Consider the following 17642-nt stretch of genomic DNA (forward strand, 5'->3'; position numbering starts at 1 on the left):
TCCGTCGAGCTCAGCTCCACGGGCCCTGGCCCGGGCGAGTCAGTGACCGGTGAGGTTTCGGGCGTCGGTGCGGCGAGAGCCCGGTCTCAGGCGGTCAGAGCCCGGTTGAGGCGCGAAGCCCACAACGGGCCCTCGTAGATGAACGCCGTGTAGCCCTGCACGAGGGTCGCACCCGCGTCGAGGTAGCGACGCGCGTCCTCGGCCGTCGTGATGCCGCCCGAGCCCAGGATGACCGGACCCGTGCCGAGCCGGGCCCGCAGGCGAGCGACGACCTCGACGCCTCGCTCGAGCAGCGGTGGGCCGGAGAGCCCGCCCGGGCCCAGGTCGTGGCCGATCGTCGTGTTCACGGCGGCGACGCCGTCGAGCCCCAGCTCGAGCGCGAGGTCCGCGACGGCGTCGACGTCGTCGTCGGCGAGGTCCGGGGCGATCTTCACCAGCAGCGGGACGCGCCGGTCCTCCGTGACGGCGTCGGCCGCCGCGCGCACCGCGCGCAGGATAGGGCGCAGCGAGTCCACCGACTGCAGGTCGCGCAGCCCGGGGGTGTTGGGCGAGGACACGTTGACCACGAGGTAGTCGGCGAACGGCGCGAGCAGGCGCGCGCTCGTCGCGTAGTCGGCCGCCGCCTCCTCGGGCGGGGTGACCTTCGTCTTGCCGATGTTCACGCCGATCACGGCGGCCCTGCCCCGGCGGGTCGCGCGCAGGCGGCGCAGCTCGTCAGCCGTCGCGACGGCGCCCGCGTTGTTGAAGCCCATCTGGTTGCGCAGCCCGCGGAGCCCGAGCTCGCGCCAGAGCCGCGGCGCGGGGTTGCCGGGTTGCGGCTGCGCCGTGACGGTGCCGATCTCGACGAACGCGAATCCCAGCATCGTCAGACCGCGCACGGCACGCGCGTGCTTGTCGAAGCCGCCGGCGAGCCCCAGCGGGCCGGGCAGCGTCCGGCCGAAGGCCTGCACCGTCCCACGGGCCCGCAGCAGCGGTCCGGCGACCTCGGGGACGAGCGGCAGGCGCCCGGCCGTGCGGATGGCGGCGTAGGCGACGTGGTGCGCCGTCTCCGGGTTCATGCGACGGAACACGAGGTCGAAGAGCAGCGGGTACACGGTCAGCTCCTGGGCTGGGGACGGGTGTGACGGAGCCACCACAGCCCCACGAAGGGCAGCACCAGGGGGACGTAGCCGTACCCCTCGCCCAGGTGGGACCAGACGGTCGCCTCGGGGAACAGGTCGGGGCGGAAGAACGAGAAGGCGCCGACGGCGAGGACACCGACGAGCTCGACGGTGACGGCGGTCCACGCCACCGTGCGCGAACCGCGACCCCGCCGCGCGAGGGACACGGTCGCGACGACGTAGACGGCCGCAGCGAACGCCGACAGCGCATAGGCGAGCGGCGCCTCGTGCCAGTCGCGGATCAGCTGGACGCCAGCGCGGGCGGTCGCGGCGACCGCGAACACCGCGTACACCAGGACGAGCACGCGGCCGAACCCCTGGCTCGTCGGTGCCGGGGCGCTCGCACCCGCCGTGGCGCTCATGCGACGGCCCAGATCTGCAGCATCCGGTACTCGAGGAACATCACGGTCGCGGCGGCCACGGCGAGCACCACCGAGCTCCACCGGGTGCGCTCCGCGAACGCCCACAGCGCGGCGAAGGGCAGGATCATCAGTGCCGTGACCTGATAGCCCCAGAACGTCACGCCGTCGGCCGCGTGCCGGCCCTGCGCGGCGAGCACGCCCGCGACGGCGATCTGCACCAGCAGCGCCGCCTCGACGACGCTCGCCCCCCACAGCTGACGCAGGACCACGGCACGGTCCCGGACCGCGAACCACACGGCCCACGCCAGCAGCGCGGCGCACAGCAGCAGGACGGTGACGGTGAGCGGGAGGAGCACGCCCGAAGACTACCCGCCCTGCCCGGGAGCCCGCCCCGAGCCAGGCGCGCCGGACAAGGGATAGCATCGAGGGCGTGGCTGAACTCACTCTCTCCGGTAAAGACCTGTCCAAGATCTCCGCGGACGCGCTCGTCGTCGGCGTGGCCTCGAGCGCCGAGGGGGTCCAGGTGGTCAGCGTGTCCGACCTGCCCGCCGGCCTCGTGGCGACCGTGCGCGCACACGCCGCCGCCCTCGGCGTGACCGGCGCGGCCGACGAGGTACGCCGCGTGCCGTCCGGTGGCGACCTCAACGCCCCCGTGCTGGCGCTGACGGGCCTCGGTGACGCCCGCGAGACGTACCCGGCCGAGGTGCTCCGCCGCGCCGCCGGCGCCGCGACCCGTGAGCTCGCGGGCGTGGCTCGCGTCGCGCTCGCGCTCCCGGCGACCTCGCTCGAGGAGCTCACGGCCGTGGCCGAGGGTGCCGCGATGGGCGCGTACGCCTTCAGCCGGTACCGCGCCGAGAAGGGCACGCTGACGTCGTCGCTCGAGGTCGTCACGCCCCTCGCCCGGACGGCGCAGGCCAAGCGCGCCGCCGAGCGCGCGGGCATCGTCGCCCGGTCCGTGCACCTGGTGCGGGACCTCGTCAACGCTGCTCCCAACGACCTGTTCCCGCAGGCGTTCGCCGACGTGGCGAAGGCGGAGGCCAAGGGCACCGGCGCCAAGGTCACCGTGCTGGACGACAAGGCTCTCGTGGCCGGCGGCTACGGCGGGCTCGTCAACGTCGGCAAGGGCTCGGCCCGCGGACCGCGCCTGGTGAAGGTCTCGTACTCCCCCACGCGCCCGGCGGCGAAGATCGCGCTCGTGGGCAAGGGCATCACCTTCGACTCCGGCGGCATCTCGATCAAGCCCGCCAAGGGCATGGAAGCCATGAAGTCCGACATGGCCGGTGCGGCCGCCGTCCTGGGCACCGTGCTCGCCGCTGCCCGGCTGCAGCTGCCCGTCGCCGTGACGGGCTGGCTTTGCCTGGCCGAGAACATGCCGTCCGGCACCGCCCAGCGTCCCTCGGACGTGATCACGATCCGCGGCGGCAAGACCGTCGAGGTGCTCAACACCGACGCCGAGGGCCGCCTGGTGCTCGCGGACGGCCTCGTGAGCGCGATCGAGGAGAAGCCCGACGTGGTCCTCGACATCGCCACCCTCACCGGCGCCCAGGTCGTCGCGCTCGGCGACCGCGTCAGCGCCGTCATGGGCGCCGACGACGTCCGCGACGAGGTCGTCGCCGCCGCCGCGGCGAGCGGCGAGCAGTTCTGGCCGATGCCCCTGCCGACCGAGTTGCGCGCGGGGCTGAAGTCGAAGGTCGCCGACATCGCCAACATCGGAGAGCGCGCGGGCGGCATGCTCAGCGCCGGGCTCTTCCTCCAGGAGTTCGTCGGCACCACGCCGTGGGCGCACCTGGACATCGCCGGCCCCGCGTTCAACGAGGGCGCGGCCCACGGCTACACCGGCGTCGGCGGCACGGGCGTGGGCGTCCGCACCCTGCTGGCCCTGATCGAGCAGCGCGGCTGACCTCGAGCACCGCCGACGACGACCCTCGCCCGACGGGCGGGGGTCGTCGTCGTTCAGGCCTGCGGGTCCTCGCTCGTCAGGCGGCGCCCGCGTGCCCGCGAGTTCCAGTCCCGCATCCGCTGCGGGTAGCCCGTGAACTCGACGTTGTAGACCGGGATGCCGAGCTGCTCGGCGGCCTTCCACGCGGAACGCTCATCGGGCGCCGGGCGCCGGGTCCACTCACCCGTGGTCGCCACGAGCAGCACCGTGGGCGGGGTGTCGCGGTTGGCAGGCTCGACGTATGCCTCGACGCCCACACGGGACGACACGAAGGCCTGCAGGTGCTCGAGCGTCGCGCGACGCCCGGGCACGTCACCGCCCTCAGCCCCTGCTCGCCCGAAGAGAGATCGCCACCATCGCATCGCTCCAGCCTAGGGTGTCTGCAGGCTCACACACGCGCCGGGGCGCGACCGGTGGGACCTTGGTCGGAAGAGATGACAAGATGGGAAGAGCGTTCTTCCCAGCGCGCCTTCTATCCGAATGCACCTAAGGAGCTGCACGTGGCCGACACCACCGGCACAGAATTCGACATCGTCGTCCTGGGTGGAGGCAGCGGCGGTTACGCCACCGCACTGCGCGCCGCCCAGCTCGGCCTCACCGTGGCGATCGTCGAGTCGGGCAAGCTCGGCGGCACGTGCCTGCACAACGGCTGCATCCCGACGAAGGCACTCCTGCACGCCGCGGAGCTCGCCGACAACGCCCGTGAGGGCGAGAAGCTCGGGGTGCACACCGAGCTCAAGGGCATCGACATGAGCGGCGTCAACGCGTACAAGGACGGTGTCATCTCCCGCCTGTACAAGGGCCTCCAGGGCCTCGTGAAGTCGCGCCAGATCACCTTCGTCGAGGGCCACGGCCGGCTCGTGGGCACCGACACCATCGAGGTCGGCGGCCAGCGGCTCAAGGGCAAGAACATCGTCCTGGCGACCGGCTCGTACGCCCGGTCCCTGCCCGGCCTCGAGATCGGCGGCCGCGTCCTCACGTCCGACCAGGCCCTCACCCTCGACTTCGTGCCGAAGTCCGTGGTGGTGCTCGGCGGCGGCGTGATCGGCGTCGAGTTCGCGTCCGTGTGGAAGTCGTTCGGCGCCGACGTCACGATCGTCGAAGGCCTGCCCCACCTGGTGCCCGCCGAGGACGAGGCGCTGTCCAAGGCGCTCGAGCGCACCTTCCGCAAGCGCGGGATCGGCTTCACGCTCGGCGACCGCTTCTCCGGAGTCTCCCAGGACGACAACGGCGTGCACGTCACGCTCGAGTCCGGCAAGACCTTCGACGCCGAGCTCCTGCTCGTCGCCGTCGGGCGCGGCCCCCGCACCGCGGACCTCGGTTACGAGGAGCAGGGCATCACGCTCGACCGCGGCTTCGTGATCGTCGACGAGAAGCTGCACACCGGCGTGGGAAACATCTACGCCGCGGGTGACATCGTCCCCGGCCTGCAGCTGGCCCACCGCGGGTTCGCGCAGGGCATCTTCGTGGCCGAGCAGATCGCCGGGCTCAACCCCGCGCCGATCATCGAGTCCGGCATCCCGCGCGTCACCTACAGCCACCCCGAGGTCGCGTCCGTCGGTCTCACCGAGGCCAAGGCCAAGGAGATCCACGGCGAGGACGCTGTCGAGACCCTCGAGTACAACCTGGGCGGCAACGGCAAGAGCCAGATCCTCGCGACCCAGGGCTTCATCAAGCTGGTCCGCCAGAAGGACGGCCCCGTGATCGGCGTCCACATGATCGGCGACCGCGTGGGCGAGCTCATCGGCGAGGGCCAGCTGATCGTCAATTGGGAGGCCTACCCGGAGGACGTCGCGGCGCTCGTGCACGCCCACCCCACCCAGAACGAGGCTCTCGGGGAGGCGCACCTCGCGCTCGCCGGCAAGCCGCTCCACGCCCACAACTGATCGCCCGGACGAGTCGAAGGAGAAGTCATGTCTGACTCCGTAAAGATGCCCGCCCTGGGCGAATCCGTCACCGAGGGAACCGTCACCCGCTGGCTCAAGCAGGTCGGTGACTCCGTGGAGCTCGACGAGCCCTTGCTCGAGGTCTCGACCGACAAGGTCGACACCGAGATCCCGTCGCCGTTCGCCGGCACGCTGGAGAAGATCCTCGTCGAGGAGGACGAGACCGTCGAGGTCGGCGCCGAGCTCGCTGTGATCGGCGACGGTTCCGGCTCGGGCGACCAGGGAGGCTCGCAGGACGAGACTCCCGCCGAGGCCCCGCAGGCCGAGGCCGAGCAGCCCGCCGAGCAGGCGCCCGCCGAGGAGCCCGCGGCCGAGCAGCAGACCGACACGACGGCGTCGGAGGCGACCGACGCTCCGGCCCCCCAGGAGGGCGGCTCGTCCGGCGGCGGCGAGCAGGTCGTCATGCCGGCTCTCGGCGAGTCGGTCACCGAGGGCACCGTCACCCGCTGGCTCAAGCAGGTCGGCGACACCGTCGAGGTCGACGAGCCGCTGCTCGAGGTCTCCACGGACAAGGTCGACACCGAGATCCCGTCCCCGGTGGCGGGAACGCTGCAGGAGATCCTCGTCCAGGAGGACGAGACCGTCGAGGTCGGCACCGCGCTCGCCGTCGTCGGCTCTGGCGCCGCCCCGGCGCAGGAGAAGAAGCCCGAGCCCGAGCCTGCGCAGGAGCCCGCCAAGCAGGAGACCCCGGTCGCGCAGCCGGAGCCGCAGAACCCCGAGCCCGCGGCCGAGTCCACGAAGCCTGCCGAGGCGAAGGACACGACCGTGCAGTCCTCGGCCGAGGCCTCCTCGTCGGCGCCCGCGTCGGCGAGCTCCGGCACGTCGTACCTGACCCCCCTGGTCCGCAAGCTCGCTGCCGAGAAGGGCGTGGACACCGCGACCCTCGAGGGCACCGGCGTGGGCGGCCGCATCCGCAAGGAGGACGTCCTCGCGGCCGCGGAGAAGGCGGCTGCGGAGAAGGCTGCCGCCGAGAAGCCGTCGGCACCGGCCGCGAGCGAGGGCGAGCCGTCGAAGGCACGCCGTGCTGCGGCCGCCGTCCCGGAGGTCTCGCCGCTGCGCGGGACGACCGAGAAGGCCAGCCGTCTGCGCAAGATCATCGCCGAGCGCATGGTCGAGGCGCTGCACTCCCAGGCCCAGCTGACCACCGTGGTCGAGGTCGACGTCACCAAGGTCGCGCGCCTGCGCGCCAAGGCCAAGGAGCAGTTCCGCGCCCGTGAGGGTGCGAACCTGACGTTCCTGCCGTTCTTCACGCTGGCGGCCGTCGAGGCGCTCAAGGCGTACCCCAAGGTCAACGGGGTGCTCGAGGGCGACACGATCACCTACCACGCGCAGGAGAACGTCGGCATCGCCGTCGACACCCCGCGCGGCCTCCTGGTGCCGGTCATCCGCGACGCGGGCGACCTGAACCTCGGCGGCATCGCCCGGAAGATCGCCGACCTCGCGACGCGCACGCGCGACAACAAGGTCACCCCCGACGAGCTCGGTGGCGCCACGTTCACCATCACGAACACCGGCTCGGGCGGCGCGCTCATCGACACGCCGATCGTGCCGGGCGGCACCTCCGCGATCCTCGGCACGGGCACGATCGTGAAGCGCCCCGCCGTGATCAAGGACGCCGACGGCGAGGAAGTCATCGCGATCCGCTCGATCTGCTACCTCTCGCTGTCGTACGACCACCGCCTGGTGGACGGGGCCGACGCCTCGCGCTACCTGACGGCGATCAAGAACCGCATCGAGGAAGGTGCGTTCGAGTCCGAGGTCGGTCTCTGACCTGACCGGCTCGCACCCACGGGGCCCGCACACCACCCGGTGTGCGGGCCCCGTTCGCGTCCACCGTCACTCGCGCGCCACGACGCCCGCGACCCGCCAGGCTCCGCCCTCGTCCGAGAGCCGGAGCAGTGCGACGCGCTCGTGCAGGCTCCCGTCCCTGGCGGCCATGGCGTAGACGACCTCGACCACCGGCTCCTCCCCCGCGACGGTGATCCGGGCGCTGCGCGCCTGGGCGGCGACGTGCTCGACGTCAGCGGCACCGTCGAGCAGGTCGGCGAGCAGCGCCGCGTCCGCCGCCGCGAGCTCGCTCCCCGGCGCGTGCACCTCGTCCAGCCCCGCCTGCAGCGCGGCGCGGACGGTGCCGTCCGGCAAGCCCTGGTCGCCGGCCTCATCGGCCTGCGCGAGCAACGCCACGCGCCGGGCGGTGAGCGTCTGCGCCGCCGATGCCGGGTCGCCGGGCCCGGCCGTTCCTCGCACGCTCGCCGCGTCGGCACCAGCACCCGGGGGCGTCGCCCGATCCGCCGCCGACGCCACGGGCCCTTCTCGCAGGGCGCGGCCGACCACGGCCCCGCCCAACGTCCCCACGAGCAACCCGGCTGCGACCACGCCCACGACGACCCGCCGCGGACGGCGCACGTGGTCGCGCCGCAGCGCAGCGAGATCGCTCCGCCGCGCAGCACGACGCGCGGGCCTCAGCGGCTCACCCTCGACGATGCCCGGCGGCCCGCTCACCCGCAGGCACGCGTGCACGAGCTCCTCGGGCACCCGGGGCGCGAGGCCGTCGAGCGCGGCCCACAACGCGGCAGCGGCCGGGTCGCCGTCGGGCGCCCGCGCCAGGAGCTCTCGAGCCCCACCGACGAGGGCACGCACGTCATCCTGGGCTGCCCCACCCAGCGCGACGGGCGACGGCACCCAGACGACCAGGTCGCCCTCCGCCGTCTGCACGACGTCACCCAGCTCCCAGACGCCCAGGCCGAGACCGGCCTCGTGCAGCGCCGTCGTCGCCCGGGCAGCCGCCACGAGCGCCGCCGCGACGATCCCTACACCCAGCACCGGGAACGTCCGCAGGCGCCGCCCCGCGAGCGGCGGGTGGACCAGGACCTCGTCGTCGCCCGCCGGCAGCACGTCGAGCACCGGGTGCAGGCAGCCGGCAGCGTCCGCCACGACGGACCGGCGCCCCGGGACCGTCCCCACCGCGAGGGAGACCAAGCGCTCGGCACCCGTCGCCGCGCGGACGGCCCAACCCGGGGTCGGGCCGGGTCCAGCGAGGCTCAGGCCTGCGTCTTCGAGCGCCTGGCGCACCCGCGGCGGCGGCACCCGGCGAAAGGTGTCGTCCTCGAGCACGGGCAGGGCATCGTCCATGCGTTCATCGAACACCCCGCCAGCGCGGTCCTACCTGTTGTCCACAGGCACGCGTGCGCCGGTCCGCGCGCTGACCCGGGCTGCGTCCAGTACCCGGGCGACGTGCAGCGCGTCCGCCGGGTCGACCGGCGGGGCGCCACCCGCGAGCCAGGCCGAGACCGCGCGGTAGAAGTCGGCGTGACCGCCGCTGGCGCGGGGCACCGCCTCCCGCTCGTCGCCCCGCACGAGCCAGCCCTCGCACCCCTCCGGCGCGGCGTCGTCGAGCGTGCTCAACGGCGAGGCCTCGCCCTCGAAGCTCGTGACGAGGTACGCCCCCCGGTCCCCGAGCACCCGAGTGCGTGGGCCGGGCGCCCCGGTCAGCGACCCCGCCTGCAGGTGCGAGACGACCTGCCCGCCGACGTGGACCAGCGACAGGAACACGTCGTCCTCGGTCGGCGTCGTCAGGGCACGCAGCTCTGCGTACACGCTCTCGACGGGGCCGAAGCACTGCACCGCGCTGTCGACGAGGTGGGTGCCGAGGTCGAGCAGCAGGCCGCCACCCACCGGGTCGTTCTCCTTCCAGCGGTCCCGCGGCTGCGGGCGCCAGCGCTCCCAGCGCCGCTCGAACCGGTGCACCGTGCCCAGCGCACCGTCGGCGAGCAGCGCGCGCAGCGTCAGCTGCTCAGGGTCGAGCCGCCGGTTGTGGAAAACGGTCCACGGCGTCCCGGTCCGTCGCCCGACGTCGAGCAGCCGCGCAACGCCGGCGGCGTCGGTCGCGGCCGGCTTGTCCACGACGCACGGGATGCCGGCCTCGAGCACCGCTGTCACCTGCTCCTCGTGCAGCCCGGACGGCGAGGCGAGGACCACGACGTCGTACCCACCGGCGGCCAGCAGCTCCTCGAGGGTCGCGTGCAGGGCGGCACCTGGCCAGTCCTCTCGCGCCTGGTCGCTGCGACCGGGGTCGCGCACCACGACGGCGGACACCGTCAGCCCGGCCTCGCGGATCAGCCGAGCGTGGATCCCCCGCCCGGCGCTGCCGTACCCGACCAGTGCGATGCGATGCGTCATGCGGGCCATTGTGCCGGGCCGGATAGCCTGACGCCATGGAGCTGATCACCCTCGACCTCGGGACGCGGCTGTGCGACTACGAACAGACGTGGGAGCTGCAGCGCCAGATCCACGCCGAGGTGCTCGCGGGCGAACGGCCCGACACCGTCCTCCTGCTCGAGCACGCCCCCGTCTACACCGCGGGTCGGCGCACCAACCGCGCAGACCGACCCGTCGACGGCACGCCGGTGGTCGACGTCGACCGCGGCGGCAAGATCACCTGGCACGGACCCGGACAGCTGGTCGCCTACCCGATCGTCCGCCTGCGCGAGCCGGTCGACGTCGTCGCCTACGTGCGCGCCCTCGAGGACGCCGTGCTCGGCCTGTGCGCGGACCTCGGCATCGCCGGGGAGCGCGTCGAGGGGCGCAGCGGCGTCTGGCTCCCGGGGCCTCCCGACGCCAAGCTCGCAGCGATCGGCTGCCGCGTCGCGAAGGGCGTGACCATGCACGGCGTCGCCCTGAACGCCAGCTGCGACACGGGCGCGTTCACGCGCATCGTGCCGTGCGGGCTGCCGGGGACCGTCGCCACCAGCCTCACGAGCCTGCTGGGCCGGCACGTCGGGCCCACCGACGTCGTCGACGCCTTCGCCGCGCACCTGCGGACGTCGCTCACGCCACATCTCGCGGCGGCCTCCGGTGCGTCGCCCGCCGCGGTCCGGGCATAGGCTGGACCCACACCGACGAGGGGAACGCCGCACGTGACGATCGCACCTGAAGGACGCCGGATGCTCCGGGTCGAGGCCCGCAACGCCGCGGTCCCGATCGAGAAGAAGCCCGAGTGGATCAAGACCCGGGCGACCATGGGCCCGGAGTACACCGAGCTCAAGGGCCTCGTGAAGACCGGCGGCCTGCACACGGTGTGCGAGGAAGCCGGCTGCCCCAACATCTTCGAGTGCTGGGAGGACCGCGAGGCGACGTTCCTCATCGGCGGCGACCAGTGCACGCGTCGGTGCGACTTCTGCCAGATCGACACGGGCAAGCCGGCGGACTTCGACGCCGACGAGCCGCGCCGCGTGGCCGAGTCGGTCCAGGCGATGGGTCTCAAGTACTCGACGATCACCGGCGTCGCGCGCGACGACCTCGCCGACGGCGGCGCCTGGCTGTACGCGGAGACGGTCCGGCAGATCCACGCGCTCAACCCCGGGACCGGTGTCGAGCTGCTGATCCCGGACTTCAACGCGATCCCCGAGCTCCTCGACGAGGTGTTCTCCTCGCGCCCCGAGGTGCTCGCGCACAACCTTGAGACCGTCCCCCGGATCTTCAAGCAGATCCGTCCCGGCTTCCGCTTCGAGCGCTCCCTGTCCGTGATCACCCAGGCGCGCGAGGCCGGGCTGGTCACCAAGTCGAACCTCATCCTCGGCATGGGCGAGACCATGGAGGAGGCCCGCGACGCCCTCGTCGACCTGCACGAGGCCGGGTGCGACCTGATCACCATCACGCAGTACCTGCGCCCCTCGGTGCGCCACCACCCGGTCGAGCGCTGGGTGCGCCCCGAGGAGTTCGTCGAGCTGTCCGACGCCGCCACGGAGATCGGGTTCCTCGGCGTCATGTCGGGCCCCCTCGTGCGTTCGTCCTACCGCGCCGGCCGGCTCTGGGGCCAGGCCATGCTGCGCCGCGGCCAGGAGATCCCCGCCGCGCTCGCCCACCTCGGCGAGCCGACCACCTCCCGCCAGGAGGCCTCCGCGCTGCTGCAGCCGCGCTGACGCGTGCTGGACTCAGGGCGCTCCGTCCGGCACTAGACTCATCTGTCATGGCCCGCAAGAACGACAAGAGCACCGGTATGAGCGACGACCGTCCCGCCAAGGTGAAGAAGGTCAAGAAGCGCCGGTGGTATCACCAGGTGTTCGACGCCTACAAGATGACCCGTCAGCAGGACCCTGCGGTCACCTGGTGGGTCCTGGCGACGTTCTTCGGCGTCCTCGCCATCGCCCTGGTGATCGGCCTCGCGTGGGGTCCGTGGGTCTACATGCTGATCCTCGGCCTGCCGACGGCCGCCCTCGCGGCGATGTTCGTGCTGGCGCGCCGCGCCGAGCGCGCCGCCTACGCCCGCATCGAGGGTGAGCCCGGAGCCTCCATGGCCGCGCTCGGCACGATCCGCCGCGGCTGGTCGTTCGACGAGAACCCCGTCGCGATGGACGCACGCAGCCGCACGCCCGTCTTCCGCGGCGTCGGCCGCCCCGGCGTCGTCCTCATCACTGAGGGCACCGGTCCCGTCGTGACCCGGCTTGCCGAGGCCGAGCGCAAGCGGACCGCCCGGGTGCTGCCCGACGTCCCGATCCACGTCATCCAGGTCGGCAACGCCACTGGCCAGGTGCCGCTCACCAAGCTGGTCAAGACGGTGCGCAAGCTCAAGCCGGTGCTCAACAAGCACGAGGTCGCCGTCGTCCTCAAGCGTCTGACGGCGCTGGGCGGCGCACGCCTGCCGATCCCCAAGGGCGTCGACCCCATGCGCGCGCGTCCGGACCGCAAGGGCATGCGCGGCGGCCGCTGAGCGACGCACCGCACGACGCCGCGCGCGGTAGCGCTCAGCGGCTGGGCTCAGCGTCGCACGATGATCGTGCCCGCGCCCTTGTCGTGCAGGCCCCGGCCGTCGGAGTCCCACACGACCGGCGGGATGACGAGGCAGAGCAGCAGCGCGCGCACGAACCCGCTCAGCAGACCGACGTAGGTGCGCCCGTCCGCGCGGACGACGCGCAGGCCCGCGACCCGGTGCCCGAGCGTGTACCCGAGCGTGCCGACGAGCAGCAGGTTCTCGAGGCCGAAGATCGCGAGCGTCGCCCACTGGTCGCCGTCAAACAGCGCGTACGACGCGCCGAGCGACGCGAACCAGTCGATCAGGATCCCGACCACGCGCCGCCCGAGGGGCGCCAACGAGCCGGGCCCCGCCGCGGGCAGGCCGAGCCTGCCGGGACCAGGGCGTTTCCCGCCGTCGAGCCAGCTTCCGAGATCTCTGCGCAGTGCCACGGGACAAGCCTAGGACGCGTCCGGAGCCGAGCGGACCAGGGCCGTGCGACCACATGTCACATGCGCGGGGGGTTCCGTAACACTCTCGAAACACGAGGTATACGGTCGAGAAACCCCCGCCCCCTAGCGTGGCTAGCGCCCGGGTTGAGGGCAACACCTACCAAGGAGCAACGGATGTTCAAGAACGCCGAGGAGGCCATCGCCTTCACGCAGAACGAGGGCGTCGAGTTCGTCGACGTACGTTTCTGCGACCTGCCGGGAGTGATGCAGCACTTCAACATCCCCATCTCGCAGTTCGAGGAGTCGGCCTTCACCGACGGGATGATGTTCGACGGCTCGTCCATCCGTGGCTTCCAGGCGATCCACGAGTCCGACATGAAGCTCGTCCCGGACGTCACGACCGCGTACCTGGACCCGTTCCGCAAGCGCAAGACGCTGATCGTGAACTTCTCGATCGTGGACCCGTTCACCGACGAGGCGTACTCGCGCGACCCCCGCAACATCGCCGCCAAGGCGGAGGCGTACCTGCGCAGCACGGGGATCGCGGACACCGCCTTCTTCGCCCCCGAGGCGGAGTTCTACATCTTCGACGACGTGCGCTTCGCCACCTCGCCGCACTCGAGCTTCTACCACCTGGACTCCAAGGAGGCCGCGTGGAACACCGGCCGCGAGGAGGAGGGCGGCAACCTCGGGTACAAGACGCGCTACAAGGGCGGGTACTTCCCCGTCTCCCCCAACGACCAGATGGCGGACCTGCGCGACGAGATGTGCGCGGTCCTCGGTGAGGTCGGCCTCGACGTCGAGCGCGCACACCACGAGGTGGGCACGGCCGGCCAGCAGGAGATCAACTACCGGTTCAACACCCTCACGGCCGCCGCGGACGACCTGATGAAGTTCAAGTACGTCATCAAGAACGTCGCGTGGGAGGCCAACAAGTCCGTCACGTTCATGCCAAAGCCGCTCTTCGGTGACAACGGCTCGGGCATGCACTCGCACCAGTCCCTGTGGAAGGACGGCAAGCCGCTCTTCTACGACGAGTCCGGTTACGGCGGCCTGTCCGACCTCGCGCGCTGGTACATCGGCGGTCTGCTCAAGCACGCGCCGGCGCTGCTCGCGTTCACCAACCCGTCGGTGAACTCCTACCACCGCCTGGTGCCCGGCTACGAGGCGCCCGTCAACCTGGTGTACTCGGCCCGCAACCGCTCGGCGTGCATCCGCATCCCGATCACCGGGTCGAACCCGAAGGCCAAGCGCGTGGAGTTCCGCGTCCCGGACCCGTCGGCCAACCCGTACCTCGCGTTCGCGGCGCAGCTGCTCGCGGGCATCGACGGGATCAAGAACCGGATCGAGCCGCCCGAGCCCATCGACAAGGACCTGTACGAGCTGCCCCCCGAGGAGCACGCACAGATCCAGCAGGTCCCTGGCTCGCTGCCCGAGGTCCTCGACGCGCTCGAGGCCGACTACGAGTTCCTCACCCAGGGCGACGTCTTCACGCCGGACCTGATCGAGACGTGGATCGAGTACAAGCGCACCAAGGAGGTGGACCCGATCCGCCTGCGTCCGCACCCGCACGAGTTCGAGCTCTACTACGACGTGTGAGTCGACTCGCACGACGACGTAGCGCCGCCCCGCCATAGGCGACGCACCAGCCCGCACGCTCCGCCAGCACCGGCGGGGCGTGCGGGCTCTGTCGTCCCCTCACGCCGTGGTGCAACCGCACCTCAGCACAGGAGCGCCGTGCGCCACACGCCCTCGTGTGCGCGTACGTACGACGCGGCTACGCTCCAGTGCTCCCCGTGGCCCTCCGCGTACATGGAGCCCCAGGGCTCGCGGCCGGACGCGTGCGAGTCCCGCAGGAGGGCGTGCATCGCCGCGGTGCGGTCAGCCATCGCGGTCGGGAGGGCCGCGCGCAGCTCGGGATCCGCCCCGTAGCCGTCCACGAGGGCTCGCAGACGTCGAGCGCTCACCGCGACGTCCTCGTCGGCCGCGAGCGTGAACGACTGCGCCGTGTACGCGAGGTCCCACAGCCGGGAGCTCGGCCCTGCTCCGTCCCAGTCGATGAAGACCCACCGGGCGCCGACGACGAGGTTCCACGGCGCGAGGTCGTTGTGGCAGATCAGGTCGGGTGCGGGCGCCGGCAGCAGCATCGGCTCGGGCCACGGCGGGGCGTCGGCGAGGCCGGGGCTCGCGTCGTGGATCGCACGCACGAGGCGCCCCACGCGGGCGAGGTCCTCGAGCGCGGTCAGCGGTCGCTCGAGCGCCAGCGTGCCGGGGACGTGCTCGAGCACCTGCCTGCCCCGCTCGTCCTGACCGTGCGTCTGCGGGACGTCGACGCCCGCTGCACGGACCGTCGCCATGTACGCGTGCACGGCAGGGGTGGCGGGCTGCCAGGGCTTGCGGACCGTGTCCCCTGCCCGCACCACGCTGGCGCTGGCGTTGCCGCCGCTGAGCGGCACCTCAGAGGTCGTCATGCCCCGAGCCTCCCACGGGACTACCGGTTGATCTCCCGCCGCCGCACGCCCCAGAGCCCGACGGCGATCCCGCCCGCCGCGAGCAACAGGAGCACGAGCGCGGGCACGAGCGCGAAGGACTCGACCGGCAGCTGGGCGAGATGGCTCAGCGGGGAGAGCGCCACCAGCGCCTCGGGCAGCTCGAGCAGCGACCCGAAGTTCCCCACGAACACGACCACGCCCACCGCGCTCCACGCGACGGGTGCGACCAGTCGTGGCGCCACGCCGGCGAGCGCCACCGCGAGGGCGACGACGACGAGGACGCCGGGTACGAGGTTGAGGTGCGCGGCGACCATGGTGCCGACGAGCGCCGCCTGCCCGGTCACGGCCGCCGCCGCCAGCCCCGCAGCCGCCCCGGCCAGCAGCAGCAGGACAACCACGCCGAGGACCGCCACCACGACGTGCGCGCCGAACCACGCCTGCCTGCTGGTCGGCGTCGCCAGGACCGTGTCCGCGCGTCCACGCAGCTCCTCGGTCCGGACGAGCAACACCGCGCTGACGCCGTAGGCGGCCGCAAGGTATCCGACGAAGAGCGCGATGAAGGCCAGGTAGCCGTCGAGCACCGCGTCGGCACCCAGCACGTCGCGGAAGGCCTCGGGCAGGCTGTCGCCCGCGTCGATCATCGCCTGCGCGAACGCGCCGTCCACCACACCGGCGAGCACCAGGCCGGCGCCCCAGCCCAGGAGATTCCCGCGCTGCAGCCGGAACGCCAGGCCCAGCGGCGTCCCAAGCCACCACGCGGCCTCAGCCCGGCCACGGCGCTCGCCGAGCACGCCCGCGCCGTGGTCGCGGCGCGCCTGCAGGACGTAGGCGAGAGCCACGAGGACCGCGGCGACCGCGCACGGGATCGCCAGCGGCCACCAACGGTCCAGCACGAACGGCGCCGTCTGCTGTGCCCAGGCCAGCGGCGAGAACCAAGACAGCGCAGTGCCGCCCTCGCGTGGGGTGTCACCGCCCGCGCGCACGAGAAAAGCAGCACCGAGGACGGCCCCGGAGAGGCCCGCCGCCGCCCGCGCGCTCGTGCTCACCTGGGCGGCGACGGCGGCGATGCCCGCGAAGGTCAGGCCGCCTGCCCCGACGCCCGCACCGAACAGCCAGGCACCTGCCGCCAGGTATCCGCTCGCCACCGCGGCCCCGGAGACGACCAGGGCGGCGAGCACGTTCGTCACGACGGCCAGGAGCAGCGTCGCCGTCAGCCCGGCATAGCGCCCCACGGCGCCAGCCCGCACCAGCTCGGACCGGCCGGTCTGCTCCTCCAGCCGGGTGTGGCGCACGACGAGCATGATGTTCATCAGCGCCGCGATGATCCCGAAGTACAGGCCGTAGCCGCTCGCGAAGAACCGCTCGTACGTCGGGGCCTCGAGGCCGTAGGCCGGTCCCGTGAGCATGCGACCGACCGGCAGCCGGAACAGCACCGCGGTGGTCTCCAAGTCCGACTCCTGCGGAGCGATCTGCGGGACGGCCGTAGACACGTAGGCGACGAACAGCCCGAGGCCGCCGACCCAGACCGGGAGCTTGACCCGGTCGCGGCGGGCCTGGAACGCGAGCAGGGTGCCCGTGCCCGCGAGCGCCCGGGTGGCCCGGCCCGTCGTCGGGCTCGCGACGACCGTCATCGGGTGCTCCGCGTCTCCGCGCCGTCGCCGTAGAAGCGCATCAGCAGCTGCTCGAGCGTCGGCGGGTGCGCCACGATCGTGCGGATGTCGAGGCCCGCGAGGATGCGCATGACCTCGCCCACGTGCTCGCCGTCGACCTCGAACGTCGTGCGCTCTTCCTCCCGGCGCAGGTCGTGCACAGCCGGGTGGTCGGCCAGCGCCCCCGACGGGTGCTCCGTCTCGACGTCGATCGTCGTCCGCGTCATGTGGCGCAGGTCGCGCAGCGTGCCGGACTCCACCACCCGCCCGGCGCGGACGATCGAGACGCGGTCCGCCAGAGCCTCGACCTGCCCCAGCAGGTGGCTCGAGAGCAGCACGGTGACGCCGCGCTGCGTCGTGTCCCGGATCGCGTCCTGGAAGGCGACCTCCATGAGGGGGTCCAGCCCGGCCGTCGGCTCGTCGAGGAGCAGGAGCTCGACGTCGGAGGCGAGCGCCGCGACGAGGGCCACCTTCTGGCGGTTGCCCTTGGAGTAGGTGCGCGCCTTCTTGGTCGGATCGAGGTCGAAGCGCTCGCACAGCTCGTCCCGCCGGCGCCGGTCGAGGCTGCCGCGCAGCCGGGCGAACAGGTCGATCGCCTCACCACCGGTGAGCGTCGGCCACAGCTCGACGTCGCCCGGGACGTAGGCGAGCCGCCGGTGCAGCGCCACGGCGTCAGCCCACGGGTCACCACCGAACAGGCGGGCCTGGCCGGCGTCGGCGCGGAGCAGGCCGAGCAGCATGCGCATGGTGGTGGACTTGCCCGCGCCGTTGGGGCCCAGGAACCCGTGCACCTCCCCGGGCGCGACGGTCAGGTCCAGCCCGTCGAGCGCCCGGGTCTCGCCGAAAGTCTTGACCAGCTGGACGGTCTCGATCACCGGTGTGCTCATCTGCGGGTCTCCTCTGCGCGCCTGC

17 protein-coding genes are annotated in these 17642 nt (G+C 72.7%); 7 read left to right on the plus strand and 10 right to left on the minus strand.

Features of this window, described 5'->3' with window-relative positions:
• Positions 1-86: 86 nt before the first annotated feature.
• From BMZ30_RS07290 to BMZ30_RS07300, 3 genes are read right to left on the minus strand one after another with little or no spacing between them, the layout of a single operon-like run.
• Positions 87-1094, minus strand: a complete 1008-nt coding sequence (locus tag BMZ30_RS07290; RefSeq protein WP_093376678.1) for a quinone-dependent dihydroorotate dehydrogenase — start codon at positions 1092-1094, stop codon at positions 87-89.
• 2 nt (positions 1095-1096) lie between these two features.
• Complete coding sequence (locus BMZ30_RS07295) at positions 1097-1522, minus strand: hypothetical protein (protein WP_093376680.1); 426 nt, start codon at positions 1520-1522, stop codon at positions 1097-1099.
• Positions 1519-1878, minus strand: coding sequence for a hypothetical protein (locus tag BMZ30_RS07300; RefSeq protein WP_093376683.1), 360 nt, complete (start codon positions 1876-1878; stop codon positions 1519-1521). Before BMZ30_RS07300 ends, BMZ30_RS07295 begins: the two co-directional genes overlap by 4 nt.
• A 74-nt stretch (positions 1879-1952) precedes the next feature.
• Here BMZ30_RS07300 and BMZ30_RS07305 point away from each other — a divergent pair, with 74 nt between their 5' ends.
• Positions 1953-3422, plus strand: coding sequence for a leucyl aminopeptidase (locus tag BMZ30_RS07305; RefSeq protein WP_093376686.1), 1470 nt, complete (start codon positions 1953-1955; stop codon positions 3420-3422).
• Between the two features lie 53 nt (positions 3423-3475).
• On the opposite strand, the gene BMZ30_RS07310 is transcribed toward BMZ30_RS07305, so the two are convergent.
• Positions 3476-3823, minus strand: coding sequence for a BRCT domain-containing protein (locus BMZ30_RS07310; RefSeq protein WP_093376688.1), 348 nt, complete (start codon positions 3821-3823; stop codon positions 3476-3478).
• Positions 3824-3961: 138 nt separating this feature from the next.
• Between BMZ30_RS07310 and lpdA the strand changes: the two genes are divergently transcribed.
• Together lpdA and sucB are read left to right on the plus strand one after the other, a co-directional pair.
• The gene (gene lpdA, locus BMZ30_RS07315; RefSeq protein WP_093376692.1) at positions 3962-5347 is read left to right on the plus strand and encodes a dihydrolipoyl dehydrogenase; all 1386 of its coding nucleotides are present in this window, start codon (positions 3962-3964) and stop codon (positions 5345-5347) included.
• Positions 5348-5374: 27 nt separating this feature from the next.
• Complete coding sequence (sucB, locus tag BMZ30_RS07320) at positions 5375-7177, plus strand: 2-oxoglutarate dehydrogenase, E2 component, dihydrolipoamide succinyltransferase (RefSeq protein ID WP_093376695.1); 1803 nt, start codon at positions 5375-5377, stop codon at positions 7175-7177.
• A 66-nt stretch (positions 7178-7243) separates the two neighbouring features.
• Here the strand turns inward: sucB and BMZ30_RS07325 are convergent, their stop codons facing one another.
• Together BMZ30_RS07325 and BMZ30_RS07330 are read right to left on the minus strand one after the other, a co-directional pair.
• Entirely contained in the window at positions 7244-8539 is a 1296-nt protein-coding gene (locus BMZ30_RS07325; RefSeq protein ID WP_093376699.1) for a hypothetical protein, read from the minus strand.
• Between the two features lie 30 nt (positions 8540-8569).
• The gene (locus BMZ30_RS07330) at positions 8570-9586 is read right to left on the minus strand and encodes a Gfo/Idh/MocA family protein (protein WP_229828521.1); all 1017 of its coding nucleotides are present in this window, start codon (positions 9584-9586) and stop codon (positions 8570-8572) included.
• Positions 9587-9621: 35 nt separating this feature from the next.
• Between BMZ30_RS07330 and lipB the strand changes: the two genes are divergently transcribed.
• The 3 genes from lipB to BMZ30_RS07345 are packed head-to-tail and all read left to right on the plus strand — an operon-like array spanning position 9622 to position 12116.
• Positions 9622-10290, plus strand: coding sequence for a lipoyl(octanoyl) transferase LipB (lipB, locus tag BMZ30_RS07335; protein ID WP_093376703.1), 669 nt, complete (start codon positions 9622-9624; stop codon positions 10288-10290).
• Between the two features lie 33 nt (positions 10291-10323).
• Positions 10324-11328: a lipoyl synthase gene (gene lipA / locus BMZ30_RS07340; protein WP_093376706.1), complete on the plus strand. Its 1005-nt coding sequence runs from the start codon at positions 10324-10326 to the stop codon at positions 11326-11328.
• 47 nt (positions 11329-11375) lie between these two features.
• Positions 11376-12116, plus strand: coding sequence for a DUF4191 domain-containing protein (locus BMZ30_RS07345; protein WP_093376708.1), 741 nt, complete (start codon positions 11376-11378; stop codon positions 12114-12116).
• A 47-nt stretch (positions 12117-12163) separates the two neighbouring features.
• Here the strand turns inward: BMZ30_RS07345 and BMZ30_RS07350 are convergent, their stop codons facing one another.
• On the minus strand, positions 12164-12589 hold the full coding sequence (locus tag BMZ30_RS07350) for an RDD family protein (RefSeq protein ID WP_093376710.1): 426 nt from the start codon (positions 12587-12589) through the stop codon (positions 12164-12166).
• A 174-nt stretch (positions 12590-12763) separates the two neighbouring features.
• On the opposite strand from BMZ30_RS07350, the gene glnA reads away from it, so the two are divergent.
• On the plus strand, positions 12764-14188 hold the full coding sequence (gene glnA, locus BMZ30_RS07355; RefSeq protein ID WP_093376713.1) for a type I glutamate--ammonia ligase: 1425 nt from the start codon (positions 12764-12766) through the stop codon (positions 14186-14188).
• A gap of 122 nt (positions 14189-14310) precedes the next feature.
• On the opposite strand, the gene BMZ30_RS07360 is transcribed toward glnA, so the two are convergent.
• The 3 genes from BMZ30_RS07360 to BMZ30_RS07370 are packed head-to-tail and all read right to left on the minus strand — an operon-like array spanning position 14311 to position 17617.
• A complete protein-coding gene (locus BMZ30_RS07360; RefSeq protein ID WP_093376715.1) occupies positions 14311-15060 on the minus strand; it encodes a phosphotransferase in 750 nt (249 codons plus the stop codon).
• 20 nt (positions 15061-15080) lie between these two features.
• Positions 15081-16712 (minus strand): ABC transporter permease, encoded by a 1632-nt coding sequence (locus BMZ30_RS07365; protein ID WP_093376718.1) that lies wholly within the window; start codon positions 16710-16712, stop codon positions 15081-15083.
• On the minus strand, positions 16709-17617 hold the full coding sequence (locus tag BMZ30_RS07370) for an ABC transporter ATP-binding protein (protein ID WP_093376721.1): 909 nt from the start codon (positions 17615-17617) through the stop codon (positions 16709-16711). Before BMZ30_RS07370 ends, BMZ30_RS07365 begins: the two co-directional genes overlap by 4 nt.
• Positions 17618-17642 lie beyond the last annotated feature (25 nt).

The organism is Flavimobilis marinus (genome assembly GCF_900113055.1).
GTDB lineage: Bacteria > Actinomycetota > Actinomycetes > Actinomycetales > Cellulomonadaceae > Flavimobilis > Flavimobilis marinus.